The sequence below is a fragment of the Flexivirga sp. G2 genome, assembly GCF_055397625.1.
On sequence record NZ_AP039675.1, the window covers coordinates 4,105,663 to 4,130,677 of the forward strand.

A 25,015-nucleotide genomic window follows, 5' to 3' on the forward strand; every position below is an offset into this window, starting at 1 on the left:
ACGGTAGCAATGATTCGGTTTCGAAGCTCAATCGCGGTGCGACTCGCCAGTAGGGTCCCGCGTCGCGTCATACCGGTCATGGGGTGTTCAGCTGCATCGACTCGGTACACAATGAAGGCGTCCTACCCGAAGGTGGAGTCATGAGAACCCTTGTTTCCCAGGCAGGCTCGCAGCCGCAACTCCTCGAGGCACCGGATGCCTTCCCTGCCGCGGGAGCGGTCGCCATCGCGGTGGAGGCGGCGGGCGTCAACCCGGTGGATCTGGCCGTGGCGTCCACAGCGACGCGGGACAACTTCGGGCTCCCGGACTCGGTCGGCCTGGGCTGGGACGTTGCGGGCACCGTCGCCGCCGTGGGTGACGGAGTGACCGAGGTCGCCGTCGGAGACCGGGTGGCCGCGCTGCACAACGATCTGGCCGCTGCCGGCCGCACGCATGCCGACCGGGTGATCGTGCCGGCTGCAGCAGTCGGGCGGGTGCCCGACGACCTCGGCTCCGAGGATGCTGCGTCGGTGCCGCTCAACGCCCTGACCGCGGCGCAGGCGCTGCAGCCACTCGGCGAGCCGGAGGGCCGCCGGCTGCTGGTGACCGGCGCGGCGGGCGGCGTCGGCGGCTACGCGATCGCACTGGCTGCCGCCGACGGCTGGCAGGTCGACGGCCTCGCCCGGGCCGGTGACCGCGAGTTCGTGGAGTCCACCGGGGCCCGGCTCGTGACCGACCTCGGGTCGGGCCCGTATGACGCCGTCGTCGACCCCGCCGAAATCACCGACGTCGCCACCGCGCTGCGCGACGACGGGGACTACGTGAGCATCAAGGACGACAACACCGACCGCGGCCGCGGGATCCGCGTCCACACCGTCCGGGTGCATCCCGACGGCGCCGCACTGACCACACTGCTCGCACGCAGCGCCGCGGGCGAGCTCCGGACCCGTGTCGTCGGCAGGTATCCACTGGTCGAGCACGCAGCGGCGTATGCCGAGGCGGGACGCCCCGGCCTCCGCGGTCGCGTCCTGCTCCTGCCGTGACCTAGTCTCCGCGATATGCCCGTCCCCGATCCCTCACCCGTGCCTCCGGACCGGACCATCGCGTATGGCAGGTCGTCCGACCAGGTTGTCGACCTCCGCATTCCCGTCGGGACGCCGAGGAATGCCACCGTGGTCGTCATACACGGTGGGTTCTGGACGCCGTCATACGATCGGGCGCACGCAGGTCAGCAGTCGGATGCGCTGGCAGCACACGGTTTCCACGTCGCGACGATCGAATACCGCCGCATTCCGGGCGATTGGCCGGCGATGGCCGCCGACGTGCTTGCCGCCGTCGGCGCCGTCACGTCCGACCCGGACCTGCCGGACGACGTGGTGCTGGTGGGGCATTCGGCCGGCGGACACCTCGCGACGTGGGCGATCTACCAGCCGGGGATCTCGGTCGCCGGTGTCGTGTCGCTGGCCGGCTGCGTCGACCTGCACCTGACTCGCGACCTGCACCTCGGCGATGACGCCGCGAACGCGCTGATGGGCTCCGCCACCGAATCCGTTTGGCGCGCAGCCGATCCCGCCATGCTGGGGCAACCGCCGACGCAGGTCCGACTGGTCCACGGTTCGGCCGACGACCGCGTGCCGGTGGAGGTCTCCGAGAGCTACCAGTCCGCAGCGGGCGAAGGCGTCTCAGTGCAGGTGTTGGCGGGCTGCGGCCATTTCGAGGTGATCGACCCGGCGTCGCCATACTTCCGGCACACCGTGGCCGCGGTCGACGCGGTGCTGGCCGGATAACCGGCGGCCCGACCGAGCCCGCACCCAACGCACGAGCTGACCCAGCACGGCCATGATGACCAAGGACACCGCCGCGACCACGAGCGGCGCGGCTCCGGTGAGTGCGCCGACGGTGCCGCCGATGCCGATCATGTATGCCGCCCACATCATCGAGCCGAGCGCGCTCGCCAGATGGAAGCGACTCCTCGGCAGCCGTCCGGCTCCGGCGAGGAAGGTGATCGCGACCCGCCAGCCCGGCATCAGGCGCGCGGACACGATCAACGGCACGCCGCGGCGTTCCAACTCGACACCAGTTCGTTGCAACACCCGCGCGACCCACGGACGGCGTTGCCAGGCAACGCGATCGGTGCCGATCAGCCGACCCAGCGAGTAGCTGATCGTGTCGCCCAGGGCGGCCCCCGTCGCTGCCAGCAACCACAGGCCGACGACGGCCGGCCACCCCGCGGCGAAGGCGCCCGGCGTGTGCGCCAGCAGCACGGCCTCACTCGGGACCGGAGGCACGACGCCGTCCGCGACGATGAGCGCGAACAACAGCACCAGGCTCATCGCGCGATCCTGGCCAGTCGGGTGAGCGCCAGCGGCATACAGACCGCGATGATGACGAGCGGCCACGCGACCGCGAGCAGCGTTGCGTGCTCGGCGACCCAGGACGTCGCGGGCGCGGACGGGTTGCCGAACAGATGGCGAGTGGCAATCACCGTGGCGGACAATGGATTCCAGCGAGCTGCCTCGCCGACCGCGGTCGGCATCAGCTCCGTGGGTATGACGGTGTCGGCCACCATGGCCAGCGGGAAGAGCAGGGCGAAGTACTTCATCGCCGCCTCCGGACCGCTGACCAACAGGCCGAGCAGGATGCCGATCCAGGAGAAGGCCAGCCGCAGCAGCGCCAACAGTCCGAAGGCACCGAGCAGCGACCCGACACCGCCGTGCCACTGCCAGCCGAACAGCGTGCCCAACCCCATCACGATGACGAGTTCGACTGCAGCAGTGGCTAGATCGGCTACCGAGCGGCCGGCCAACACCGCCGCGGGCGACATCGGCAGTGACCGCATCCGGTCCAGCACCCCGCCCCGTATGTCGGCAGCGACCGAGATGGTGGTGTTGCCGATCCCGAACGCCATCGTCAGCGCGAAGAGCCCGGGCAACAGGAACTCGCGGTACTCCGCACCGGGCAGCACCATCGAGGCGCCGAGTGCGTTGCCGAAGACGAACCCGAACATCACGACGGCCATGACCGGGATGAGCAGGGTGCCGAGGAGTTCGTCCGGGCGGTGGACGAGGCGGGTCAGGTGTCGCTTGGCGACCACCCAGGCGTCGGCGGCGAACCAGGCCAATCGGGTTGGCACCGGGCTCAATTCGGCGTTGATGGCGGTCATCACGCCACCGTCCTGAGTCGGGGGCGGCCAGTGAGCTGCAGGAAGGCATCGTCGAGATTCCCGCCGACCCGGGCCTTCAACTCCGCCGGTGAGCCCTCCGCGACGATCCGCCCGTGGTCCAGCACCGAGATGCGCGAGCAGAGCCGGTCGGCCTCCTCGAGGTACTGCGTGGTCAGCAACACCGTGGTGCCCGAGTCCGCCAGCTCGCGGACGGCGTCCCAGACCTCGTTGCGACTGCGCGGGTCGAGCCCGGTGCTCGGCTCGTCGAGGAAGAGCACGCGGGCGCTGCGGATCAGGCTGACGGCCAGGTCGAGGCGCCGGCGCATGCCACCGGAGTAGTGCCGCACCGGCCGGTCCGCTGCGGCCACCAGGTCGAATCGCTCGAGCAGTTCGTCGGCACGAGTTCGCGCGGCACGAGCGCGCAGGTGGTGCAGTCGACCGAACATCTGCAGGTTCTGCCGCCCGGTCAGGATGTCGTCGACTGCAGCGTATTGCCCTGCCACTCCTATCCGTTCGCGCACCGCGGCCGGATCTCCGGTCACGTCGTGGCCGGCGACGACCGCCCGCCCGGAGTCGAGCCGCTGCAGGGTCGACAGGATGCGCACGGCGGTGGTCTTGCCGGCCCCGTTCGGGCCGAGCAGCCCGTGGATCGTGCCGGACTCGACCGCCAGGTCCAGGCCGTCGAGCACCTGGCCGCGGCGCGGGTAGCTCTTCCGGACGTCTTCGCACCGGATCGCCGGCTCACGGGTGGTCATGCCGCCGCCTCGCTGAAACTCAGTGCATCCCGGACGTTTTCGATCGGCGCGACGGATGGGAAGCTCGCACCCGCGGGCGTCACATCGTCATACCGACCGACGGCGATGCGGGCCATGTTGCGCAACGACTCACTGCCCTCGGTGTAGTAGCCGCAGTGCCCGGTGATGTCGCCGGTCCCGAACCGCGTCGCGTGTATGGCGGGATGCAGCGGTGGGCGCCCCAGCCCCAGGCGTCCGATCCGGCCGTGCGGGAAGAAGCGGATCCAATCCGAATCCGTCTGTGCGGCCCACAGTTTCGTGTCCGAGCCGAGCTGTTCCCGTCGCCAGGCACCCATGCCTGCGCTGCCGAGTGCGACACAGTCGTCGACCCGGGCCGAGGGAAGCGCGAGTCCGCAGACCGCGCTCCCGTAGCTGTGCCCGATCAACGTGACGTGTGCCGAGCGGGGCAGGTAGTGGGTGAGTCGGGCCAGATCGGCAGCGCCCTGCCGGGCGTAGCTGTTGGAGAACGCCGACGCCATACCGGCCGGGGTGCGGTAGCCGACCCAGACGACCACGGCCACCCGCTCCCCGGGAGCCAGCGCATTCATCGCCCGCAGCACCTGCTCGCCACGAGCGCGCGGGCTGACCGGACCACGGTCGGTGAAGTAGTTGCCCAGGTGGTGGCCGTTGCCGGGAACGATGATCGCGATGTGGTCGGCGAGCGCCACCTCCCCGAACGCCTCGACGACGCGTACGCCGCCGGGCGGGTCGCAGGCGAGCAGCGTGTGCTCGTCGACGCGGTGAAGTCGGTACTGGAGTTCCGCTGAAGTCGTCATACCGGGAAGTTATGGAGCAGGTTTCGCCCCACGCGTCACACCGAGGAGCCAAAAGCAGACCCCTACCGGGGTATCACTCCCCCGGCGTCACCAGTCCCGACTCGTAGGCGAACACCACAGCCTGCGCACGGTCCCGCAGGTCGAGCTTGGTGAAGACCCGACTGACATGCGTCTTCACCGTCTGTTCGGCGACGAAGAGCTCCCGGGCGATCTCCGCGTTGGAGCTGCCGCGGGCCACCAGGGTGAGCACCTCGGTCTCTCGCTCGGTCAATGCGTTCAGCCGCAGCGCTGGCTTGCGACCGCCGACCGACGGTGTGCGCTGGGCGAATTCGGCGATCAACCGGCGGGTCACCGAGGGTGCGAGCAGCGCCTCGCCCGCGGCGATGACGTGCACAGCGGCAATGAGATCGGCCGGCGGCGCGTCCTTGAGCAGGAACCCGCTGGCGCCGGCCCGCAACGCCTCGTAGACGTAGTCGTCGACATCGAAGGTGGTCAGCATCAGCACCTTCGTCCGGTCCGCGACCGCCGGTGCCGCGAGGATCCGGCGGGTCGCCTCGAGGCCGTCGAGCTTGGGCATCCGAACGTCCATCAGCACGACATCGGGGTGTGTCCGCAGCGCCAGTGCGACACCCTCCTCACCGTCGGATGCCTGGCCGACGACCTCGATCCCGTCCTGGGCGGCCAGTAGCGCTGCGAAGCCGGCACGCACCATGGCCTGGTCGTCGACGATGATGACGCGTGTCGTCATACGGATTCCTTTGCAATCAAGGGGATTTGGGCGGCGACACGAAAACCTCCGTCGGGCAGCGGCCCCACCTCGAGAATGCCACCGACGAGCCGGATCCGTTCGCGCATACCGACGAGGCCCTGCCCCGTGCCGTCGTTCTCGAGCGGCGCCCGGCGCGGTTGCGGGGACGGCTCGTTGACGACCAGGACCAGCAGAACCTCGTCATCCGTCGACACCTTCACCTGCGTCGGGGCGCCCGGCGCGTGCCGGACGACGTTCGCGAGCGCCTCCTGGACGATCCGGTATGCCGACAGGCCGACCGCTTCGGATGCCTCCGTGTCGCACGTGGCCAGCTCGACCGGAACCCCCGCGCGACCCGTCGCCTCCACGAGCTGCTCGATGTCGGCCAGCCCTGGCTGCGGCGCGAGCTCACCGTCCGCGTCCTCGTTGCGCAGCACCCCGAGCAGCCGCCGCATCTCGCCGAGCGACGCGCGTGCCGTCGTCGCGATCGAACTGAACTCCTCCTGCACCTCCGGTGTCAGCCCGCCGAGCCGGTAGGTCGCGGTGTCGGCCTGCACGGTGATCATCGACATGTGATGGGCGACCACGTCGTGCAGCTCGCGCGCGATCCGTGCCCGCTCCTCCAGCAAGGTGCGCCGGCTGCGCTCCGCCTCGCTGATGGTCTCCTGCTCGGCGAGACGCTGCTGAGCGTCATACCGCTCGCGGAGCGCGGCGCCCAGGATCATGGCGACCGCGCTGAGCACGATGACGACGGCGACCGTGTTGCTGGTGCTGTCCGGCGCCAGGAAGGTCAGCGCGATGCCCGCGACGATGGTGACCGCCCAGACGAGCAACAGGGTCCGACGCGCCTCGCGCAGCCCGAGCGCGAGCGAGAGCAGCACGAGTCCGACGATCTCCATCGCCGGGAACGGCCACGCATAACCCGCCGTGTCGCCGGTCAGCAGCAGGAGCGCACCGACGACGTCAGCGGCGAAGACGATGCACCAGGCCTGCAACGGGCGGATCACGGCATACAGCAACGGCGCCGTCTGGATGACCGCGAGCGCACCGGCGACCCCGGTGTTGAGTCCGTAGTCGGAGTTCAGGACACCGAGCGTGACCGGCATCAGGACGATGCAGTAGAGGAACGCGACCCCCCACGGCACGGCCCGCACCCACGCACGGGACGCCCCGCCGAGCAGGGCGTCCGGGCGCCGGGGCACGACTGACGACATACGTGCAGCGTAGGTGAGCAGCACCCACCGGACGTCCCGCTGCAGTAGCACCTTCGGCGTCACTCCCGGGTATGACGCCGCGGGCCCCCACAGCCGCCCCGATACCGTGAGCGCATGAGCACCACCCCACGAAGTTTCTCCTCCGCTTCGCTCCCCCGAATACTTCGCAGGGACCCCGTATGAGCAGCGGTGACTGGGACGGCGTGCGCCTGCACGTGGTGACGGGCAAGGGCGGCACCGGCAAGACGACCGTCGCTGCCGCCCTGGCGATGGCGCTGGCCACCGACGGCAAACGGGTGCTGCTCGTCGAGGTCGAGGGCCGCCAGGGCATCAGTGGTGTCTTCGACGTGCCACGTCTCGGCGACGACGAAGTGCAGGTCGCGACCGGCCCTGGCGGCGGTCAGGTGATGGGCCTGTCGGTCGACCCGAAGGCCGCGCTGCTCGAATACCTGCAGATGTTCTACAAACTCGGCATGGCCGGCGGCATGCTCGAACGCTTCGGGGTGATCGACTTCGCGACCACGGTCGCGCCCGGTCTGCGCGACGTGCTGCTGATCGGCAAGGTCTACGAGGCGGTTCGTCGCCGGCCCAGCCGCCGTGGCACCCGCAGTGATCAGCTGTATGACGCCGTCGTGCTCGACGCTCCGCCGACGGGCCGGGTGGGTCAGTTCCTCGGCGTCAACCATGCGATGTCCGGGCTGGCCAAGATGGGGCCGGTCAAGAACCAGGCCGACGCGATCACCGCGATGCTGCAGTCGTCGCAGACCGTCGTGCACGTCGTGACGTTGCTGGAGGAGATGCCGGTCCAGGAGACGGTCGAGGCCGTGGCCGAGCTGCGTGGCATCTCGCTCCCGCTCGGCGCGGTGATCGTCAATCAGGAGGTCACTCCTCCGGTCGGCGACCGCACGCTGGAGCTGCTGGCCGCCGACAACTTCGACAGCGAGCCGCTGTCACAGGACCTGACCGCGCTCGGCCTGCGGGTCGGTCCGCGGATGGTGCGCGGGCTGACCCAGACCGGTGTCGACCTCACCCGGCGCCTGGCGTTGCAGGAACGCGAGCGCCGGACCCTGGAGGACCTCGACCTGCCGACCTTCCACCTCCCGTTGGTGCGCGGCGGCATGGATGCCGGCGGCCTGCTCGAGTTGTCGGCGGCTCTGACCGAGCAGGTGGCTTCGGTATGAGCTCCGACCCGAGCGAGGACACGAACGAAGTGAGGCCCGGAGCAAGGGACAGAGGCGCGACGAACTCATGACGCAGACACCCACCCTCGACATCGACGCACTGCTGCAGGACGAGACGGTGCGCACCATCGTGTGCTGCGGTTCCGGCGGCGTCGGCAAGACCACGACGGCCGCGGCGATCGCCATACGGGCTGCCGAGCAGGGGCGCACGGTCGCCGTGCTGACGATCGACCCGGCGAAGCGGCTGGCGCAGGCGCTGGGCCTGGAGCACCTCGACAATGAGCCGGCACCGGTCGAGAAGATCGACGCATCGAACGGCGGTTCACTGGACGCGATGATGCTCGACATGAAGCGCACCTTCGACGAGCTCGTGCTGCGACACTCCGCACCGGACAAGGCGCAGCAGATCCTGGAAAACCCTTTCTACCAGGCTGTTTCGAGCTCATTCGCGGGCACTCAGGAGTACATGGCGATGGAGCGGCTCGGCCAACTGCACGCCGAGCAGGCCGGCGGCGACGCGCGCTGGGACCTCATCTTGGTGGACACCCCGCCGTCGCGGTCCGCGCTGGACTTCCTCGATGCGCCGAAGCGGCTCGGGTCGTTCCTGGACGGCAAGTTCATCCGGTTGCTGATGTCACCGGCGAAGGCCGGTGGTCGCGCCTATCTGAAGGTCATGTCGGTCGGCGTCAACACGATGACCGCGGTGATGTCCAAGGTGCTCGGCGGACAGTTGCTGCGTGATGCGCAGACCTTCGTCGCGGCATTGGACTCGATGTTCGGCGGCTTCCGCGAGCGGGCCGATCAGACCTACGCGCTGCTCAGCGATGCGGCGACGGCGTTCGTCGTGGTCGCGACCCCCGAGCGGGACGCGCTGCGCGAGGCGTCGTTCTTCGCCGGCCGGTTGGCGTCCGAACATATGCCGCTCGCCGGTCTCGTCGTCAACCGTGTCGAGCGCACCCACGTGCCGTCGCTACGGGAGGGCCGGGCCGAGGCGGCGGCGGATGAGGCGGACGGCTTGTCCTCCCGCAAAGGTTCGGGCTGGCAGCCGGAGGACACGGCCGGACTGCTGCGACTCCACGCGGAACGTGCCGCGCAGGCCGGACGCCAGGAGGCGGCGATCGGTCGATTCACCGCGGCACACCCGACGATCCCGCAGGTCACCGTCGCCGCGTCGGCCGAAGACGTCAACGATGTCGAGCAACTGCGTGCGATCGGCGAGCAACTCGCCGACTAGAGGTCCCTGAGGAGCCCGCGAGGGACGAGCGGGCGTCTCGAAGGGTCCGCCGTTCTACTGGTTGGCCTCGTCCGCGCGAGCGAGCTTGAAGAGCTGTGCCCAGGAGGGCACATCCGGGCGACGACGCAACAGGGCGCGACGCTCGCGCTCGGTCATGCCGCCCCACACGCCGTACTCGGTGCGGTTGTCGAGCGCGTCGGCGAGGCATTCGGCGACGACGGGACACCGCTGACAGATCACTTTGGCGGACTGCTGAGCAGCCCCCTTGGCGAAGAGCTCATCCGGAGCCGAACCCGTTCGGCACACAGCGCGCGCCGCCCAGTTGTCGTCCCAGGTCGCCTTCTCGGGCATCACAGCAGTCATGTTCTCGCTCTCGGCCTTCCCCGCCCCTGATGGATCTGATGTGCACGCCCCCCGCGTGTGTCTTGGGTCACGGTATTGACCCTGAGCGCCGGCCGCCAGATCCTCGGGGAACTATTTCCAAATAGTCCTTTCGCACTATACGTGCGGGTTTGGCGATTCGTCTATCATGTCCGGCCCGCCGGATGCGGTCGATGACAGTTTCGGCGGTTACGCTGCCCCGCATGCGTGTTGCGTCCCGCCTCGGCACTGTCTTCAGTCTGCTCGGCGCCTTCGTCGCCACGGCCGTGGCGATGGGGCTGATCGTCGCGTGCCTCTTCCTGCCCGCGATCGGCGCCGCCGGCCAGGCCACGAACGGCGGCGTGAAGCTCTTCAACGACATGCCGGGCTCGTTCGCCATGAACCCGCTGGCGCAACAGTCCAAGATCCTGGCGTCCGACGGTTCGGTGCTCGCGACGCCGTTCAACCAGAACCGCATCGTCGTTCCGTTCAACAAGATCTCCGACAACATGAAGCACGCGCAGGTGGCGATCGAGGACGAGCGTTTCTACCAGCACGGCGCGCTCGACTCGAAGGGCCTCTTCCGCGCCATCGGGTCCAACATCTTCAGCAACGGCACGCAGGGCGCATCGACGCTGACGCAGCAGTACGTCAAGATCGCGCTGCAGAACGAAGCGATCAACAGTGGTAACACCGCCAAGGCCAAGCAGGCAGTCAGCCGCACCGGCATGGAGGGTTACGTCCGCAAGATCCAGCAGCTGAAGTACGCGGTGTCGCTGGAGCAGAAGTACACCAAGGACCAGATCCTCGACGGCTACCTGAACCTCGTCTACTACGGCGGTCAGGCGTATGGCGTGGAGGCCGCCGCGCGGCAGTACTTCGGCGTACATGCCTCGCAGCTGAACCTCCAGCAGTCCGCGATGCTCGCCGGCATCGTCAACGAGCCGGGCACGCTCGACCCCTACAACCACCCGGACGCGGTGCTGAACCGGCGCAACGAAGTGCTGACGAAGATGTACCAGCAGAAGATGATCAGCCGGGCCCAGCTGATCAAGGCGAAGAACAGCAAGCTGGACGTCGGGTCGCACGACGTGCAGTCCAACAGCTGCGCCAACTCCAAATACGCCTACTTCTGCTACTACGTCGTCAGCTGGCTGCAGACCCAGCCCGCGCTCGGCAAGACCCCGAAGGAGCGGATGGCGACGCTGGAGAGCGGTGGCCTGACGGTTCAGACCAGCTTCAACCCGAAGATGGCCAAGGCAATCGACCAGCAGATCGAGAAGCGCGTGCCGATGGGCAACAAGGCCGATGTCCAGTCCGCGGGTGTGATCGTCCAGCCCGGCACCGGTCTCGTGCTGGCCAGCGGTCAGAACACCAAGTACTCCAACTCCGGCGGCAACTTCAGCACGGCGGTGAACTACTCGATTCCGGCGTCGACCGGTGGCGGCAGCGCGGGCTTCCAGATCGGTTCGACTCAAAAGCTCTTCGCCGTCATCACCGCCCTGGAGCACGGCTACAAGCCGGACTCCGAGGTCCAGGTCCCGCCGATGAACACCAAGACCAAGGTGGGCGAGGCGGCGCGCGGCTACACCAAGACCGACTTCCCCGACGCCTGCGGCTACAACAGCTACCAGCCCTGGGTCGTACCGAACGACGAGCCGGAGCCGGTAGGACCGATGAAACTCGAAACGGCGACGGCGCGGTCGGTCAACACCGCGTTTGCATCGTTGGTCAGCAAGCTCGGCACCTGCGAGGTCAAGAAGACCGCCACACGGTTCGGAGTCGTCCAAGGTAAGGACGGCAGCCCGATCGAGAACGGTCCGTCGTCCATCATCCTCGGCTCCTCCGATGTCGCACCGGTCGATGTCGCGAACGCCTACGCGACGATCGCAGCCGGCGGCATGTACTGCCCGCCGCACCCGGTCGTGTCGGTCAAGAGCGGCAGCGGCAAGAAGCTGAAGCTCTCGGGCACCGCCTGCAAGCGCATCGTGAGCAAGAAGGTCGCGGCCGAGACCACCCAGGTCTTCGAGAAGGTGCTGACCGATCCAACAGGCACCACCGCCGGCGACATCCAACTCGCCGGCCACCGTCCGGCAGCTGGCAAGACCGGAACCACGAACGGTGCGTCTAACATCTGGTTCGCCGGGTACACCCCGCAGATCGCGACAGCGATCTGGGTCGGCCACGAGAAGACCACGAGTCCACTGAAGGACATCACCTTGGCAGGTCACTTCTACAAGGGCTACATCTTCGGTGGAACCCTCGCGGCACCAATCTGGAAGGGCGTCATGGACGAGGCCCTGAAGGGTCAGCCGCTGAAGCAGTTCATGCGGCCGGACGGCACGACACCGAAGAGCTCGCCCTCCCCGAAGACGAGCGACAAGACCACGAATCCGCCGGTCCAGCCGTCGACCTACACCAACATCCCGCAGACCACCACGACGCGGACCTACGTCGCACCACCGCCGACGACGCGCACCTACGTTCCGCCGCCGGCCACGTCGACAACGACCCAGCAGCCGCCGCCGGCCACGACGACGCAGCAGCCGCCGCCGAAGAAGACAGGTCCGCCGAAGCACACCGGCGGCCCGCCCTCGAAGAAGTAGCGGACTCGAGCGGTGGCCGAGGAGCGAGGAACGAGCGTCTCGAGGTCCCGCCGATAACGAAGACCCTCGCCCGTATGACGGGTGAGGGTCTTCGTATTCAGCGGTGGCCGAGGAGGGCGGAGGAGCGCAGCGGGGGAAGCCCGTCTCGAGGTCCCGACCAATGTGGCCAACCACGATTGACGGCGAAACAGCGATTGACTCTCCTGCTGCGCCGCCAGTGACCGTTTCGACCGTCAATGACGAAGCGTGCTCAGCCCTGCAATGCCTGCTTCACGGCGGCTGCCACGCGACCGCCCTCGGCCCGGCCGGCAACCTTCGGCTGGACCGCCTTCATGACCTGGCCCATCCCGGCCATCCCCTGTGCGCCGGTCTCGGTGACGGCCTCCGCGACGAGTGCTGACAATTCGTCGTCGCCGAGCTGTTGCGGGAGGTACTCCTCCAGGATCGCCAGCTCGGCCCGTTCGGTCGCCGCGAGCTCTTCGCGACCGGCGCCGTCATACGCCTCGGCCGCCTCGCGGCGCTTCTTGGCCTCCTTGGCGATGACCTGCTGCACCTCGTCGTCGGTGAGCTCCTTGGCTTCCTTGCCGGCGACCTCGGCGTTGGTGACCGCGGCCATCGCGGATCGCAGGGTGTTGGTGCGCACCTGGTCGCGTGCGCGGAGGGCTGCGGTCATGTCCTCGCGGAGGCTCTGCTTGCTCGTCATACGGCCCAGTGTCCCACCGCGTATGGCGCCCGCCTCCCCAGCCGCACATGAGGACGCGACACAATTGGCGATGTCATGAACGCATTCACCAAGACCTCAGCGGTCGTCGCCGGTGCCGGACTCGGCACGCTGGCCTGGGCTTCGCTGGTGGAGCGGCACCTCTACACGCTGCGCCACTTCGAAGTGCCGGTGCTGGCGCCCGGCTCACGCCCGCTCCGGGTGCTGCAGGTCAGCGACCTGCACCTGGTCCCTCGACAGGAGCGGCGCATCCAGTGGGTGCGCGGGCTGGCCTCGCTCGAACCCGACTTCGTGATCAACTCCGGTGACAACTGCTCGGACCTGCACGCGGTGCCGGCGGTGCTGCGAGCGATGGAGCCGCTGCTGGAGTTCCCCGGCGCGTTCGTGCTCGGGTCCAACGACTACTACGCGCCCGCACCGAAGAACCCGCTGAAGTATGTCGGCATCGGCGAGCCACACAAGCGCGGCGACGACCTCGACGTCCCGTCGTTGCCGGTGGACGAGCTGGTTGCCGGCTTCACCGATGGCGGATGGCTGGACCTGAACAACGTTCGCACCAAGCTCGAAATCAACGGCATGCCAATCGAATTCGTCGGCGTGAACGACCCGCACATCGATCTCGACGACTATCCGTCGGTATCGGCACCGGCGGCCACCGACGTCGTCGCGACGGTGGGTCTGGTGCATGCGCCATACGTGCGGGTGCTCGATGCGATGACGGCGGACGGCGCCGGCCTGGTGCTGGCCGGGCACACTCATGGCGGGCAGGTGTGCGTGCCGTTCTACGGTGCGCTGACCACCAACTGCGACCTGGACAACGCTCGTGCCAAAGGGATTTCACGATGGTGGCCAGGCGCATCCGGCCACCTCGACGCGGACGCACCGGCCGACGCCGCCTGGTTGCACGTCTCGGCAGGGTTGGGCCACAACAAGTACAACCCGGTGCGTCTCGCGTGCCGACCGGAGGCGACGCTACTGACGCTCGTCCCCCACGCTGGTTGAGCCTGGCGTGCCGTTGCGATGACCTACACCAAACAGGCTCGCTCGGCACGGGCCGCTGCGTGGGAAGTGGCCGGGCTCGACTGGCTGCGTGTCGACGGTGGTGCGGCCGTCGTCGAGGTCGATGCGGTCGACGCCAACGACCTTGTGCTGCAACGAATTTCATCCGTGGCACCCACCGCCTCCGACGCGGAGGCCTTCGGCCGGCCCCTGGCCAGGACTCACGCCGCCGGTGCTTCGGCATACGGCGTCGGCCCGGACGGCTGGGATGGTGACGGATTCCAGGGTCCGGCTGACGACCTGCTGTCGTTGCCGCTGCTGCCCCATGAGTCGTGGGGCGCGATGTATGCCGACCTGCGCCTCGTCCCGTTGCTCGACCGAGCTCCGTCGCTCCGAACTGCGACTGAATCACTCTTGCAACGCCTGCGCAGCGGCGAGTTCGACGAGACCTGCAGCGCGCCGGCTCGGCTGCACGGCGACCTGTGGTCCGGGAACGTCCTGTGGACCGCGGATGGCGCCGTCCTCATCGATCCGGCAGCGCACGGTGGTCACCCGGAGTCCGACCTCGCGGCACTGGCGCTCTTCGGAGCGCCGCATCTGGACCGGATCCTGGCGTCATATAACGAGGTGGCATCGCTGGCGGACGGCTGGCGTGATCGTGTGCCGATGATGCAGCTGCACCTGGTGCTGCTGCACGCCGTGCTCTTCGGCGGCGGGTATGTCGGTCAGGCGGAGCACATCTTCGGGCGCTATCGCTGACCCGAGAGGTGGCCGAGGAGTGGAGCAGCGGAGCGTCACGAGGTCTTGCGTTCATGGCGCTGGTGGCCCCGATTGGGCGAAACCAGAGATCAGCTTGTATCGTTGCTTCTCGCCGCGCGTATCCATCGGGTGCCCGCGGCATGCCACGGGGTGTGGCGCAGCTTGGTAGCGCGCTTCGTTCGGGACGAAGAGGCCGCAGGTTCAAATCCTGTCACCCCGACCAAATTTTCCGCCAGCTTGCTGGCGGATTTTTTGTCGGGGGACATGATGCCGGGAGCGCGTGCACGGTTCCGACGAAGGAGGAAACGTCACGCGCGGTTCCTGTCACCCCGACGGTTTCGAGACGCTCCTCCGCTGCGCTCCTCCACTCCTCAACCACCTCCCATCTCCGGGTTTCGAGACGCTCCCCCGCTGCGCTCCTCCACTCCTCAACCACCTCCTGCCTCGGGGATTCGAGACGCTCCCCCGCTGCGCTCCTCCACTCCTCAACCACCTCCTGCCTCGGGGATTCGAGACGCTCCCCCGCTGCGCTCCTCCACTCCTCAACCACCTCCCACCTCCGGGTTTCGAGACGCTCCCCCGCTGCGCTCCTCCACTCCTCATCCACCCTGTATCCGAAATGACGTCGGCGTGACCCCGACAGGGGCCACGCCGACGACTGTTGCGGTCGCTGCGGTTACGCGCTGGCTCGCGCCCGGCGGCGGGCGGTCCGCTCGCCGGTCTGCTCGCGGGTGGCGAACTGCTCGACGTGCCGGGCCGCGATGTAGAGGCCCTCACGGTTCAGGTGCCGCGAGTACCGCGCATCCAGATAGAGGACCGGGATGTCACCGGCGACCCGCTGCAGCGCCGGCCGTAGCAGGTGCTTGATCGGGCCCGAGCCGCCGCCATACACATAGACGACCTCGGTGGTCGCACCGGTCTGGGCGATGACGTCCGCGAACCGGCTGGCGATCTCGGCAACCAGGTATCGCGACTCGTCCTCGACGAAGCTGCTCGCGCGGCTGTACCGGCCACGCTGCAGCACCGACGGGCGCTGCTGCAGGAAGTCCGCCAGCTGCTTGCGGCTCGTGAATGCCAGTTGCTTGTCGGACTCGCTCATCCGCTCCATGGCGTTCATCAGGGCGGTGCCGTATCCCTGCTCGAGCGTGACGGCCGACTCGGCGTTGAATCGCCCGTCGGTGAAGACCGGGAAGTTGACCGTGCCCTCGCCGACGTCGACGCCGATCGTGTTGCGCACGCTGACCAGGTCGGCGGCCGTGACACCTTCCGGCAGGGCGTCCGCATCGCTGGATCGGAGGTCGTCCAACAACGCCTGCGCCAGCGGCTCACCCTTGTCGGTGATCGCGAACTGGGCGGACGCACCCTCGGCGAGCACCTGCACGTCGACGAACCGCAGCCGCACCGTCACCGGAGTGCTGAAGTTCTTGATCGTCACCGAGTGGACGATCGGCTGGTCCTCGCCCTGCGTGCCGGTGAACTCGGCGGCGAAGGTATGGCGTCGCTGCACGTACTCGCTGATGGGCAGTGCCAGGCCGGCTCGGACGTTGACCTGGAGTTCGTGGTTGGGCAACCGGCCGTGCTCGGCGACATAGTCGCGCAGTGCCTTTGCCGCGAAGACGCCGAGCACGAGCACCGCGCTCAGTTCCTGGTCGGCCTTCGACCGCTTGCCGAGCACCTCGAACTCGGTGAATTTGCTGCCACGCACCGACAGGGCAGACCGGCCGAAGATCCGCCGGTCACTGTGCGCGACCAGCGGACTGGACAGTGAGCAGTCCAACCTGTTGTAGAAGTCGTCGGTGTCATCGGATCCGGAACCGTCGATCACGGCGACGACCTCGGAGTCCGCAAGCGGCACCTTCGGAGTGGACCGACTGGTGGAGACCACTGCCGAGGGAAGGTCGATCTCGTCGAAGACGGCTTCGCCGTCGACCTCGCCGCGGATGACACCCTTGAGGTACCCGTTCCCGACGTCGATGCCGCCGGTCAGGGTGATCTCGTCGGCAGCGCTCGTGCTGCTCGTGCCCGCTGCGCTCTTCGTGCTGCTGGGGCTGTGCTTCGCCATTCCTGATGTGTCCTTCTTCTTGGTTTGAATGTGTTCAAGGGAGGCCGACCGGCGTATGCCGGCTCAGCTCATCACTGCCGCGTGCTGCTCATGATCTCGTCGATCGAATACTGCTTCTGCGGCGTCGGCGCCGCAGCGCCTGTACTCTTCCCGCCTGCTCGCGAACGGCGGCGGGAGCCCGCCTCAGTCTCGTGATCGTCACGCGAACCCCGAGCAGGCGGACTGTCCACCTCGCCTGAATTCCCAGCAGTGGGAGTGGTGTTCGGGGATTCGGCGACCGGCCTGCCACGGCGCGGCAATTGATCGACCGGCCGGGTCAACATGTCCGTGTAGCCGTCGCGTTCGATCGCCGCTCGCACCAGCATGCGCAGCGATATCGACGGACTTTCCTGCACCTCGAGCCATCGCAGCACCGACGTGTCGGACGCCGGCACGGTGATTCGCAGGCGATGTGGCGGATCACTCCGCGAACGCGCGCTCATCCCGCGGCCATCCGCAGGGTGGCGGCGCCGGCCCCGCGGAGCCTCGCGCACACATCGATCTCACATGCCATGAAGTCGGTTTCCTCTCTGTTGTTCTCACGCTCACGATGCTGTGACAACGTCATGGGTGACCCCGGCGCGGTATGGCGAACGATCCGGAAGAGGCCAGCAAGGACCCACGCTCGATACCGCAGGAGATCACCCGGCATCCATTCCATCCCGGATCTGCCACGCGTGGGCGTTTTGTGGCCACCCTTGGCCCCAACGTGACCAAACCCTGACCAAACCGCCATGTTCAGGCCTCTTTTCGGACGCCGCGGGCCCGGCTCGTACTCTCGTAAAGATCCCGGTCCCAGCACTGGCCCGACTGTGGCCCATCTCTGGCCAATTGTTGGCCACGACCGGACACCAACTTGGCCCACGACATCCTGCTGTGGCCCTCGTTCGCATCCGTCCGAGCCCGTCACACGCGGGATCCACCTTCCCTGTCGTGAATCGACTGCCGCACGAATCCAATTGCGCATCCATCGTTTTCAGCCACAGCGAACTGCTTTCGGCGTCGCGTTCACTCGCGAGATCTCGTCGAGATCGAACGCCATCGCTGCACGAATAGTTCTGACAATGATTCTGCGTAATGTGATTTTGCAGGATCGGCTGGCATGCCGAAGAGGACCCGACCCCCCCACAGAGCATCACGCGAGCGACATGATGCGTGAATCCTCTTTATTTCCAGTCATATTGATAAGCACGAAGGCGACCCCCGGACCGCCATACCGGCGGCCTCGGCCACTGCCCGCTGGATACCCGACGAGGCGCCGCTCCTGACCCTCACCGTTGCGCGCCATACGCTGCAGGTGATGGCCGCGACGAAGGAGATCTGGTGATGAGCGCACGATTCGAGGAGCTCGCCTGGAGCGAGACACCCCGCGGCACGATCAGCCTGCGCCGACGACTGGAGCCGACGCTCAAGGTGGACGTCTACGAGGTGAAGCTCGACGAGGAGTTCCTCATGTCGAGCCTGTTCACCGTCGCCGAGATCGAACTCGCCCGACTCGGCCTCGCAGCGGTCGACGGCACCGACCTGGACATCGTCGTCGGCGGGCTGGGTCTCGGCTACACCGCACGGGCAGCACTCGAGGACGACCGGGTTCGGTCGATGATCGTCGTCGACGCCATGGCCGAGGTTATCGACTGGCACGAGCAAGGACTGTTGCCGGAATCAGCTGCGCTCGTTCAGGATTCGCGGACGCGACTCGTGCTGCATGACTTCTTCGCGATGGCCGCCTCCGAGAGCGGATTCGATCCGGATGCGCCGGGCCGAACGTTCGACGCCGTCCTCCTCGACATCGACCACACACCCCGCCACGTGCTGCACCCGGACCATGCCACCTTCTACAGCGCCGACGGACTGCGCGGACTCCAGCAACACCTGAAACCCGGCGGTGTCTTCGCCCTGTGGTCCGACGACCCACCGGACCACGACTTCAACGCACTGCTCGCCGAGGTCTTCCAGACGTCCGAAGCACACGTCGTCACGTTCGCCAACTTCCTCACCGGTGGCGAGTCGGCCAACACGGTGTACGTCGCCCGCTGACCACACCTGGCGAGCCGGCACTGGTCGCCGACGCGGCCGGTGCCGACAATGGGCAGCATGGATGCCAACGAACTGCGAGTTGCGCAGGCTCCGCTCAAGGAGCGCTATCGGCAGGACGCGGCTGCCGCGCTCACACCGCTCACAGCCACGGGCGACGGCAGCGGTCCGGCGCCGTCGTTCTCGGTCCGGCAGAGCGGATCGATCACCCAGGCGGGCCTGCACCGCGCGGCCGGCGGCGACGGCTCCGACGCGTGCTCCGGGGACATGTTGCTGGAGGCGGTGCTCGCCTGTGCGGGTGTCACGCTGCGTGCGGTTGCCCTCTCCTCGGGGCTGGAGTTGCGGTCGGTGGAGGGTCAGGCGAACGCCACCTTCGACGCGCGCGGCACCCTCGGAGTCGACCGCTCCGCGCCGGTCGGCATACAGGATCTGAGCCTGGAGTTCACCGCGGACACCGACGCGGACGACAAGCAACTCGAACGCCTTTCGCGTATGACGGAGCGATATTGCGTGGTCGGCCAGTCGCTCGCGCAGCCACCCACGATCACCGTGCGCCGCTCATAGTTCACCCGGCGTCCGCGGCCCAACCCGTCACGCCGACCAGGTCGAGAGTCAGCATCCGCGCGAACGGCCGGTCGCGGTACTGCGGATAGGACGCTGCCAACGACATCGCGAGCGCCTCGACGACATCCGGCTCAACGTCATCCCGCCACCGCAGCTCGGCGCGAACCCACCACAGCCGCGACCAGTCATGCCGATCCCAGTGCTCCACCAGCAGCGTCGCGCGCGGATCGGCCTGTAGATTCCGCTCCCGTTGCAGGAAATTCGACGACTTGGGCTTCACCGTGTCGATCGGTATGCCGACAATGTTGCCGGTCATCGCGTAGACGACCGGCACGGCATCCACGCCACGTCGCGGGTGCACCGTGCCCAGCACTCCGTGGCCGTCGGCGGTGAGTCGATCCAACGCCTGCTCCCGCGACAGCCTCATCGCGGCACCGCCGTGTCTCCCGCGGCAGCGCCCGGCCGGACCACCGTCGTGGTGAGCCTGGTCAACCCCGGGCGACGCGGTGTGGATGCGAAGCCGAAGCGCGGTGCCGGCTCGACCGGCGCGAGCTCACCCAGCGGCTCACCGTCCCAGGTGGCGACGATGGAGCGGACCGCGTGCAGGTCGTGCGCACCGTAGAACTCGTACCGTCCGGCGCCGGCCGTGCCGTGAGTTCGTACGCCGGGGAACACTCTTCGCGCCATGGGATCGCTCAGCCGACTGAACCAGGGTCGCGCCGTGAGCCCGTCGGGGAGCAGGTGCAGCGCCCACCCGATCGCCGTGCGTCGCCCCAGCTTCGCGATCAGCGACAGCCGGCCCGCCGTCACCGCCACCTGGTCCCCACCGCGTGTGACTTCGACCGACACGACGCGCACCTCGTCGAATCGGTATGTCGCTGCGACATACTCGGCGATCTGCCGGTTCGGCGCCAACAGGATCCGGTGCCCGTCCGCGCGTTCCACCATCACATCCGCGAAGCTCCCGTATGGCGACTCCGCCCAGACGCCCACCACGATGCGCGTCCCTTCACGAGTGCCGACGCCGAGGATCTCCCCGACGAACCGGTCCCGAGCGGACTGCGACCGTGAGCGCTGCATCACCGGGCGTCCACTCATTCCCCCGTCGGCCAGTCGACGTCGTCGGTCGTCGGCGGGAGCGAGCGGGCGGAGTGATCGGCGGCTCGCGCGATGATCGAGCCGATCAGAGTGCCGACGGCGATGGCGAGGAACGCCGAGAGCGCCGTGAGCAGAGACCTGGTGGTCCCGCTGCCCACCTCGATCTGGGAGGCGTTGAGCAACCCGAACGATCCGGGCGCCACGATCAGGAAGGCCGGCACGTAGGTGACCCGCCATACCGGTGCACCGGGGATCCAGGACACGACGATCGCGGCGATCATCGCGGCCAGCGCACCGGCGAAGCCGCCGACCTCGGGGTTGTAGATGATCTGCAACGGCACCTGGGTGCCGCCGGCCGCGCCCATCACGACGGCGATCGCGAGCGCGTGCTCGACCGGTGTGAAGAAGTGGATCATCAGCCCGACCACACAGATCGCGAGGCCGAGCACCGCGGCCCACCAGCCGGGATGCCCGCCGGTGTTGTTGCCGAGCGCGTCGACCGGCGTCCGGGTCAGCGCGCCGGCGGCAACCACACCGGACATGAACAACGAGATCTGCACGCCGCCGGACACCAGGCGCGAGGTCCCGGCTGCGGCAGCGCCGGATGCGATCTCGGTCAGTCCGACGACGATGGCGCTGCCGGGCAGCAGGACCGCGATGGCCGCCACGATCAGCCGGAGCGGACCGTCCACCCAGCCCGCGTGGAACGCACCGAGGACGACCAGCGAGGTCGCGAACGCCGACGCCACCGGCAGCAGCCTGGCCAACGACCGCCAGTGCCGCGTCAGCATTGTCAGCGCCGCGACCAGCAGCGAACACGCTGTGACGACAAGCAGATTGGGGACCGACGGCTGCAGCAGCAGACACAGGCCGATGCCGATCGGTATGCCGCCCAGGTCGCCCAGCCAGCGCGGCCACCGTGGTGGGGTCTCGCGGATCTCGGCCAACCTCCGCAGTGCCGCACCGACGGTCAGCTCACGCGCACGCAGCGCCGAGATGACGACCAGCACCTCAGAGCTCTGGTCCAGCCGCACCGCGGCATCGACCGGCACGAAGCTGACACTGTCCATCGGCTCGAGACCGACGAACAGCCCGGTCGGCAGTGCGGCGACGGTGATGTCCGGGCAGCCGATGGCGGGACCGAGCGCCCGCAGCTCGTCTTCGACGTCGCTGGAGGCGGCGCCACCGCCGAGCAGTGCGGCACCGACCTCGAGCAGCAACCGCTTGCGCTCGTCACCGCGGCCCGAAGCGTATGGCGCCCGCTCGCTCACGACACCCACCGATCCGCTTCCTCTCACCATGCCGCGGCCACTATAAGGCGCGTATGGCGATCAGCCACGATCGAGCGCGTCGCTCTCGTTGGCACGCGAGGCGAGGACCGCTCGCGTGGTGAGCAGGTCGTAGATGCCCCCGGCGCGTAGGGCGACTGCGATGGTCATCGCGATGGCGCAAGCGCCGAGCGTGGGCGACAGCAAGGTGGTCGTGCCGGTCATCTCGGTCGCGAGCACGATGCCGGTCACCGGCGCGTGAACGCTGGCAGTGAACAGTGCCGCCATACCGATGAGCGCCAGGCCGGCCGGTTCGGGGGCTCCGGGGTCGATCGCGTGGGCGATCAGCCCGACGGCGAGACCGAGATGACTGCCGAGCACCAGCATCGGGGCGAAGAGACCACCGGGCGTGCACGCGGCATACGAGACGACGCCGAGCACCCATCGCAGCGCCAGGATGCCGACGACCGCGGCGAAGGTGCCGGTGCCGAGCAGCGCGTCCTCGGTGAGGTTGTCGCCGCCGCCCACCAGCGTCGGAGCGACGAGGACCAGCACACCGACCAGCGCACCGATGACCGCTCCGCGCGCCTCGGCCGACCAGCGACTGCCGTCGACGTAGCGCAGTGCCCGCATGATGGACCGGTTGTAGGCGACACCGGCCAGTCCGCAGAGTATGCCGAGCAGGGCGACCCAGCCGGCCTGCGACAGCCGGGGATCGTGCAGGTGCGCCACGTGGAACTCGGTCTCGCTGGGCAGCAACAGGTGCGCCCCGGCGAACCCGGCGGCCGATGCGATCAGGGTGGCGATCGTGGCCTTGGGGTCGAACCGCCGGACGAGCTCCTCGAGCACGAAGACGCCACCGGCGATCGGTGCGTTGAACGCCGTCGCGAGCCCGGCGGCCGCACCGCCGGCCACCAGGAGGCGAAGTTGGTCACCGTGTCGCCGGGTCAGTTTCGCGACGATGACCGCGATGTTGCCGCCCATCTGCACCGAGGGCCCTTCGCGCCCCAGTGCCAGACCGGCACCGATGGACAGCAGGCCACCGACATACTTCACCGGCAGGATGCGGAACCGCCCCGGCTCGGTGCGGCCCTCGACGACAGCTTCGACGCGCGGTATGCCGCTGCCCTCCGCATGCGGCTCGACGCCGCGCACCAGCCAGGCCGACACGGCGGTTGCCGCGGCACACCCCAGGACGACCAGCGGCGCGACCCACCAGTGATGGCCGGTCCAGTCGCTGAGGTCGGTCCGCCGATCGGCCAGCCAGGACAGCGCTGCGCGGAACGTCGCTGCGGCCAAGCCGGTCAGGACGCCGACAACCGCTGCGGCTGCTGCGAATCCGAGCAGTTCGACGCCCGCGGCCGTGTCGTACGTGCTCAGCGCGGGTATGCCGGCCGGTCGACGCACCCACCGATCGAGTCGCCTGCTCACGGGCGGTCGTTCCGTGACGCGCGAGTGCGATTGCTGCTGTGCGCGGCCCGCACCAGGGCACCCAGGGAAGCAGCGAGGTCGATCTGGGCCTGCGCCGGGATGCTCTTCAGCAGGCGGGTGATCTCGCGCTTGCGATGCCGCGTGCTCTGCGCGATCAGGCTGTGCCCCTCCGGCCGCAGGGTGAGCGTCATCTGCCGGCGGTTCTCGCTGTCCACGGTCCGGTCGACGAGGTCCTTGGCGACGAGTCGGTCGCACATCCGGGTCGCGGTCGACGGGACGACGCTCAGTGCCTCGGCCAGCTGCGCCACGGTCATCGCCTCGTGCATGTCGATCAGCACGAGCGCCCGGAACTGCGGCAATGTCACTTCCGCGTCCAATCCGACGAGGGCTCGCGCTGCGACGGCGACGAAGACCCGGTTCGCCGCCAGCACGGCATCGACGACGTCAGCCTGACCGGCCAGCACGCTGGCTGCGTCATCCCCCGCCAGCTCCGCATCGATGGAGTCGGACACGGCGCTGGAATGCTCGGGCATCTCATCAGCATATGGCAACTGTTGCATGATGCACTAATTGAGTCGTCCAGCTGACGTCCAGTCGGCAATGGCACCGTTGCCCCATGCATCGACGGCGCTGGGCTCTGACGGCATCGCTGATCATCTTGGGCCTCACCGGCTGTTCGTCCGGTGCGGCAGGCAGCGCGCACTCCTCCCCGGGAGCACCCGCGTCGTCGTTGGATCGCATTGGTACGCCGTTGAATTCATCGATTCCGACGTCAATTCGCAATCTTCGGTTCACGACGAGCGACGGCAAACAGGTCTCCCTCGCCGACCTCACCGGGCGCATCGTCGTGCTGTCGGATGTGATGACGCTCTGCCAGGAGACGTGCCCCATCGACACCGCGACAGTGGTGCGGACGGCACGCGCGGAGAAACGCTCGAGCGGCGGCAAACCACCCGTCTTCGTCTCGCTGACCGTCGATCCGGCCAGGGACACCACGACCCAACTGAGCGCCTACCGCCGCCTGTTCACCGATCCGCCGCCGGATTGGCAGGCGTGGACCGGGAGCGCGACGAACGTCGCCAAGCTCTGGAACTTCTTCGGCGTATGGCGCAAGCGGGTCGCCGACGACCCCGGACCCACCCCGCACAACTGGCGCACCGGAGCGCCGCTGACCTACGACGTGCAGCACTCCGACGAGGTGTTCTTCATCGACGCGTCCGGCCGCGAACGATTCGTGCTCGAGGGCACGCCATACGCCACCGCCGGGAGCATCCCGAGCACACTCCGGAGGTTCATGGACGCCGACGGCAGGAAGAACCTCGACTCCCCCGCATCGACGGCCTGGACCGAGACGCAGGCCGAGACGGTCCTGCGATGGCTCCGGCACTGACCCGGCTCGGGTGGCGACACACCGATCGACGACGTGCGACGCTGGGTCGACCATGGCTCGTCCTCGACGAAGGAGCGCACGACGGCATCTGGACCCACCCGTCCAGCACGGAAGCGCTCAACGAGGTGCTGGCCGAGTTGCAGCCCTACCGACCCTGACCCTGCAGCCTCGATACCGTTCGCCGTATGACGAGTCCGGTCCATCACATCGAGCTCTGGACGACCGACCTGCACGGCAGCGGCTCGGCATTCGACTGGCTGCTCACCCGCATCGGATGGCACGAAGACCTCGACGCCGCATGGCCGGTCGGACGGGTCTGGGCCCGACCCGGTGCGCCATACATCGTGCTCGAGCAGTCCCCCGCCGTACGCGGCGGACTCGATCGGATGCGCGCCGGGCTCAACCATCTGGCCCTGCGAGCCGATGACCGGCAGACACTCGACCGGTTGCGCGCCGAATGCTCCGCGGGCGGTTGGAGCGAGCTCTTCGCCGACCGCTACCCGCACGCTGGCGGACCGGACCACACTGCGCTCTTCCTCGAGAACGAGGAAGGGTTCGAATGCGAGATCGTCGTCGATTGACCTGCGCCGCCGTG

Annotated in this window: 28 protein-coding genes and 1 tRNA gene; 13 read left to right on the forward strand and 16 right to left on the reverse strand. The window is 68.3% G+C overall.

What is annotated here, in order from left to right; translation table 11 throughout:
* Positions 1 to 140 precede the first annotated feature (140 nt).
* Both ACZ50J_RS19880 and ACZ50J_RS19885 read left to right on the forward strand, forming a co-directional pair.
* The gene (locus tag ACZ50J_RS19880; RefSeq protein ID WP_464298888.1) at positions 141 to 1,022 is read left to right on the forward strand and encodes an alcohol dehydrogenase catalytic domain-containing protein; all 882 of its coding nucleotides are present in this window, start codon (positions 141 to 143) and stop codon (positions 1,020 to 1,022) included.
* Between the two features lie 15 nt (positions 1,023 to 1,037).
* Positions 1,038 to 1,766: an alpha/beta hydrolase family protein gene (locus tag ACZ50J_RS19885; protein WP_464298889.1), complete on the forward strand. Its 729-nt coding sequence runs from the start codon at positions 1,038 to 1,040 to the stop codon at positions 1,764 to 1,766.
* Here ACZ50J_RS19885 and ACZ50J_RS19890 read toward each other — a convergent pair.
* The 6 genes from ACZ50J_RS19890 to ACZ50J_RS19915 all read right to left on the reverse strand — a co-directional run bounded on the left by ACZ50J_RS19890 (position 1,662) and on the right by ACZ50J_RS19915 (position 6,674).
* A complete protein-coding gene (locus ACZ50J_RS19890; protein ID WP_464298890.1) occupies positions 1,662 to 2,312 on the reverse strand; it encodes a DedA family protein in 651 nt (216 codons plus the stop codon). The two genes, ACZ50J_RS19885 and ACZ50J_RS19890, sit on opposite strands and share 105 nt — an antisense overlap.
* A complete protein-coding gene (locus ACZ50J_RS19895; protein ID WP_464298891.1) occupies positions 2,309 to 3,142 on the reverse strand; it encodes an ABC transporter permease in 834 nt (277 codons plus the stop codon). Before ACZ50J_RS19895 ends, ACZ50J_RS19890 begins: the two co-directional genes overlap by 4 nt.
* A complete protein-coding gene (locus tag ACZ50J_RS19900; RefSeq protein WP_464298892.1) occupies positions 3,142 to 3,897 on the reverse strand; it encodes an ABC transporter ATP-binding protein in 756 nt (251 codons plus the stop codon). Before ACZ50J_RS19900 ends, ACZ50J_RS19895 begins: the two co-directional genes overlap by 1 nt.
* On the reverse strand, positions 3,894 to 4,712 hold the full coding sequence (locus tag ACZ50J_RS19905; RefSeq protein ID WP_464298893.1) for an alpha/beta hydrolase: 819 nt from the start codon (positions 4,710 to 4,712) through the stop codon (positions 3,894 to 3,896). The genes ACZ50J_RS19900 and ACZ50J_RS19905 overlap by 4 nt, the downstream gene beginning before the upstream one ends.
* A 73-nt stretch (positions 4,713 to 4,785) precedes the next feature.
* Positions 4,786 to 5,460, reverse strand: coding sequence for a response regulator (locus ACZ50J_RS19910; protein ID WP_464298894.1), 675 nt, complete (start codon positions 5,458 to 5,460; stop codon positions 4,786 to 4,788).
* Positions 5,457 to 6,674, reverse strand: a complete 1,218-nt coding sequence (locus ACZ50J_RS19915; protein ID WP_464298895.1) for a sensor histidine kinase — start codon at positions 6,672 to 6,674, stop codon at positions 5,457 to 5,459. Before ACZ50J_RS19915 ends, ACZ50J_RS19910 begins: the two co-directional genes overlap by 4 nt.
* Positions 6,675 to 6,853: 179 nt before the next feature.
* Here ACZ50J_RS19915 and bagA point away from each other — a divergent pair, with 179 nt between their 5' ends.
* Both bagA and bagB read left to right on the forward strand, forming a co-directional pair.
* Positions 6,854 to 7,855: an ATPase BagA gene (gene bagA, locus ACZ50J_RS19920; RefSeq protein WP_464298896.1), complete on the forward strand. Its 1,002-nt coding sequence runs from the start codon at positions 6,854 to 6,856 to the stop codon at positions 7,853 to 7,855.
* Positions 7,856 to 7,922: 67 nt separating this feature from the next.
* Complete coding sequence (gene bagB, locus ACZ50J_RS19925; RefSeq protein WP_464298897.1) at positions 7,923 to 9,089, forward strand: ATPase BagB; 1,167 nt, start codon at positions 7,923 to 7,925, stop codon at positions 9,087 to 9,089.
* Positions 9,090 to 9,143: 54 nt separating this feature from the next.
* Here the strand turns inward: bagB and ACZ50J_RS19930 are convergent, their stop codons facing one another.
* The gene (locus tag ACZ50J_RS19930) at positions 9,144 to 9,452 is read right to left on the reverse strand and encodes a WhiB family transcriptional regulator (RefSeq protein ID WP_464298898.1); all 309 of its coding nucleotides are present in this window, start codon (positions 9,450 to 9,452) and stop codon (positions 9,144 to 9,146) included.
* 221 nt (positions 9,453 to 9,673) lie between these two features.
* On the opposite strand from ACZ50J_RS19930, the gene ACZ50J_RS19935 reads away from it, so the two are divergent.
* Positions 9,674 to 12,055 (forward strand): transglycosylase domain-containing protein, encoded by a 2,382-nt coding sequence (locus ACZ50J_RS19935; RefSeq protein WP_464298899.1) that lies wholly within the window; start codon positions 9,674 to 9,676, stop codon positions 12,053 to 12,055.
* A gap of 250 nt (positions 12,056 to 12,305) precedes the next feature.
* On the opposite strand, the gene ACZ50J_RS19940 is transcribed toward ACZ50J_RS19935, so the two are convergent.
* Positions 12,306 to 12,758, reverse strand: a complete 453-nt coding sequence (locus ACZ50J_RS19940; protein WP_464298900.1) for a GatB/YqeY domain-containing protein — start codon at positions 12,756 to 12,758, stop codon at positions 12,306 to 12,308.
* A gap of 75 nt (positions 12,759 to 12,833) precedes the next feature.
* Here ACZ50J_RS19940 and ACZ50J_RS19945 point away from each other — a divergent pair, with 75 nt between their 5' ends.
* The 3 genes from ACZ50J_RS19945 to ACZ50J_RS19955 all read left to right on the forward strand — a co-directional run bounded on the left by ACZ50J_RS19945 (position 12,834) and on the right by ACZ50J_RS19955 (position 14,757).
* Entirely contained in the window at positions 12,834 to 13,778 is a 945-nt protein-coding gene (locus ACZ50J_RS19945; protein ID WP_464298901.1) for a metallophosphoesterase, read from the forward strand.
* A gap of 18 nt (positions 13,779 to 13,796) precedes the next feature.
* Complete coding sequence (locus ACZ50J_RS19950; RefSeq protein ID WP_464298902.1) at positions 13,797 to 14,534, forward strand: fructosamine kinase family protein; 738 nt, start codon at positions 13,797 to 13,799, stop codon at positions 14,532 to 14,534.
* A 146-nt stretch (positions 14,535 to 14,680) separates the two neighbouring features.
* Positions 14,681 to 14,757 (forward strand) — tRNA-Pro (locus ACZ50J_RS19955).
* On the opposite strand, the gene ACZ50J_RS19960 is transcribed toward ACZ50J_RS19955, so the two are convergent.
* From ACZ50J_RS19960 to ACZ50J_RS19970, 3 genes are all read right to left on the reverse strand, one after another.
* Positions 14,746 to 15,141, reverse strand: a complete 396-nt coding sequence (locus ACZ50J_RS19960) for a hypothetical protein (protein ID WP_464298903.1) — start codon at positions 15,139 to 15,141, stop codon at positions 14,746 to 14,748. The genes ACZ50J_RS19955 and ACZ50J_RS19960 overlap by 12 nt on opposite strands.
* A gap of 69 nt (positions 15,142 to 15,210) precedes the next feature.
* Positions 15,211 to 16,596, reverse strand: a complete 1,386-nt coding sequence (locus ACZ50J_RS19965) for a hypothetical protein (RefSeq protein WP_464298904.1) — start codon at positions 16,594 to 16,596, stop codon at positions 15,211 to 15,213.
* 71 nt (positions 16,597 to 16,667) lie between these two features.
* Entirely contained in the window at positions 16,668 to 17,078 is a 411-nt protein-coding gene (locus tag ACZ50J_RS19970; RefSeq protein WP_464298905.1) for a hypothetical protein, read from the reverse strand.
* A gap of 883 nt (positions 17,079 to 17,961) precedes the next feature.
* On the opposite strand from ACZ50J_RS19970, the gene ACZ50J_RS19975 reads away from it, so the two are divergent.
* Entirely contained in the window at positions 17,962 to 18,672 is a 711-nt protein-coding gene (locus tag ACZ50J_RS19975) for a spermine/spermidine synthase domain-containing protein (protein ID WP_464298906.1), read from the forward strand.
* Positions 18,673 to 18,729: 57 nt separating this feature from the next.
* Positions 18,730 to 19,233: an OsmC family protein gene (locus ACZ50J_RS19980; RefSeq protein ID WP_464298907.1), complete on the forward strand. Its 504-nt coding sequence runs from the start codon at positions 18,730 to 18,732 to the stop codon at positions 19,231 to 19,233.
* Position 19,234: 1 nt separating this feature from the next.
* Here ACZ50J_RS19980 and ACZ50J_RS19985 read toward each other — a convergent pair whose 3' ends face one another.
* From ACZ50J_RS19985 to ACZ50J_RS20005, 5 genes are read right to left on the reverse strand one after another with little or no spacing between them, the layout of a single operon-like run.
* Positions 19,235 to 19,660 (reverse strand): PNPOx family protein, encoded by a 426-nt coding sequence (locus tag ACZ50J_RS19985; RefSeq protein ID WP_464298908.1) that lies wholly within the window; start codon positions 19,658 to 19,660, stop codon positions 19,235 to 19,237.
* Positions 19,657 to 20,331, reverse strand: a complete 675-nt coding sequence (locus ACZ50J_RS19990; RefSeq protein WP_464298909.1) for a hypothetical protein — start codon at positions 20,329 to 20,331, stop codon at positions 19,657 to 19,659. The genes ACZ50J_RS19985 and ACZ50J_RS19990 overlap by 4 nt, the downstream gene beginning before the upstream one ends.
* Positions 20,328 to 21,611, reverse strand: a complete 1,284-nt coding sequence (locus ACZ50J_RS19995) for a threonine/serine exporter family protein (RefSeq protein ID WP_464298910.1) — start codon at positions 21,609 to 21,611, stop codon at positions 20,328 to 20,330. The genes ACZ50J_RS19990 and ACZ50J_RS19995 overlap by 4 nt, the downstream gene beginning before the upstream one ends.
* A gap of 51 nt (positions 21,612 to 21,662) precedes the next feature.
* Positions 21,663 to 23,030: a ClC family H(+)/Cl(-) exchange transporter gene (locus tag ACZ50J_RS20000; protein ID WP_464298911.1), complete on the reverse strand. Its 1,368-nt coding sequence runs from the start codon at positions 23,028 to 23,030 to the stop codon at positions 21,663 to 21,665.
* Complete coding sequence (locus ACZ50J_RS20005) at positions 23,027 to 23,563, reverse strand: MarR family transcriptional regulator (RefSeq protein ID WP_464298912.1); 537 nt, start codon at positions 23,561 to 23,563, stop codon at positions 23,027 to 23,029. Before ACZ50J_RS20005 ends, ACZ50J_RS20000 begins: the two co-directional genes overlap by 4 nt.
* 83 nt (positions 23,564 to 23,646) lie before the next feature.
* On the opposite strand from ACZ50J_RS20005, the gene ACZ50J_RS20010 reads away from it, so the two are divergent.
* The 3 genes from ACZ50J_RS20010 to ACZ50J_RS20020 are packed head-to-tail and all read left to right on the forward strand — an operon-like array spanning position 23,647 to position 25,001.
* Positions 23,647 to 24,420: an SCO family protein gene (locus ACZ50J_RS20010; protein ID WP_464298913.1), complete on the forward strand. Its 774-nt coding sequence runs from the start codon at positions 23,647 to 23,649 to the stop codon at positions 24,418 to 24,420.
* On the forward strand, positions 24,405 to 24,578 hold the full coding sequence (locus ACZ50J_RS20015) for a hypothetical protein (RefSeq protein WP_464298914.1): 174 nt from the start codon (positions 24,405 to 24,407) through the stop codon (positions 24,576 to 24,578). The genes ACZ50J_RS20010 and ACZ50J_RS20015 overlap by 16 nt, the downstream gene beginning before the upstream one ends.
* Positions 24,579 to 24,605: 27 nt before the next feature.
* Positions 24,606 to 25,001 (forward strand): VOC family protein, encoded by a 396-nt coding sequence (locus ACZ50J_RS20020; RefSeq protein ID WP_464298915.1) that lies wholly within the window; start codon positions 24,606 to 24,608, stop codon positions 24,999 to 25,001.
* Positions 25,002 to 25,015 lie beyond the last annotated feature (14 nt).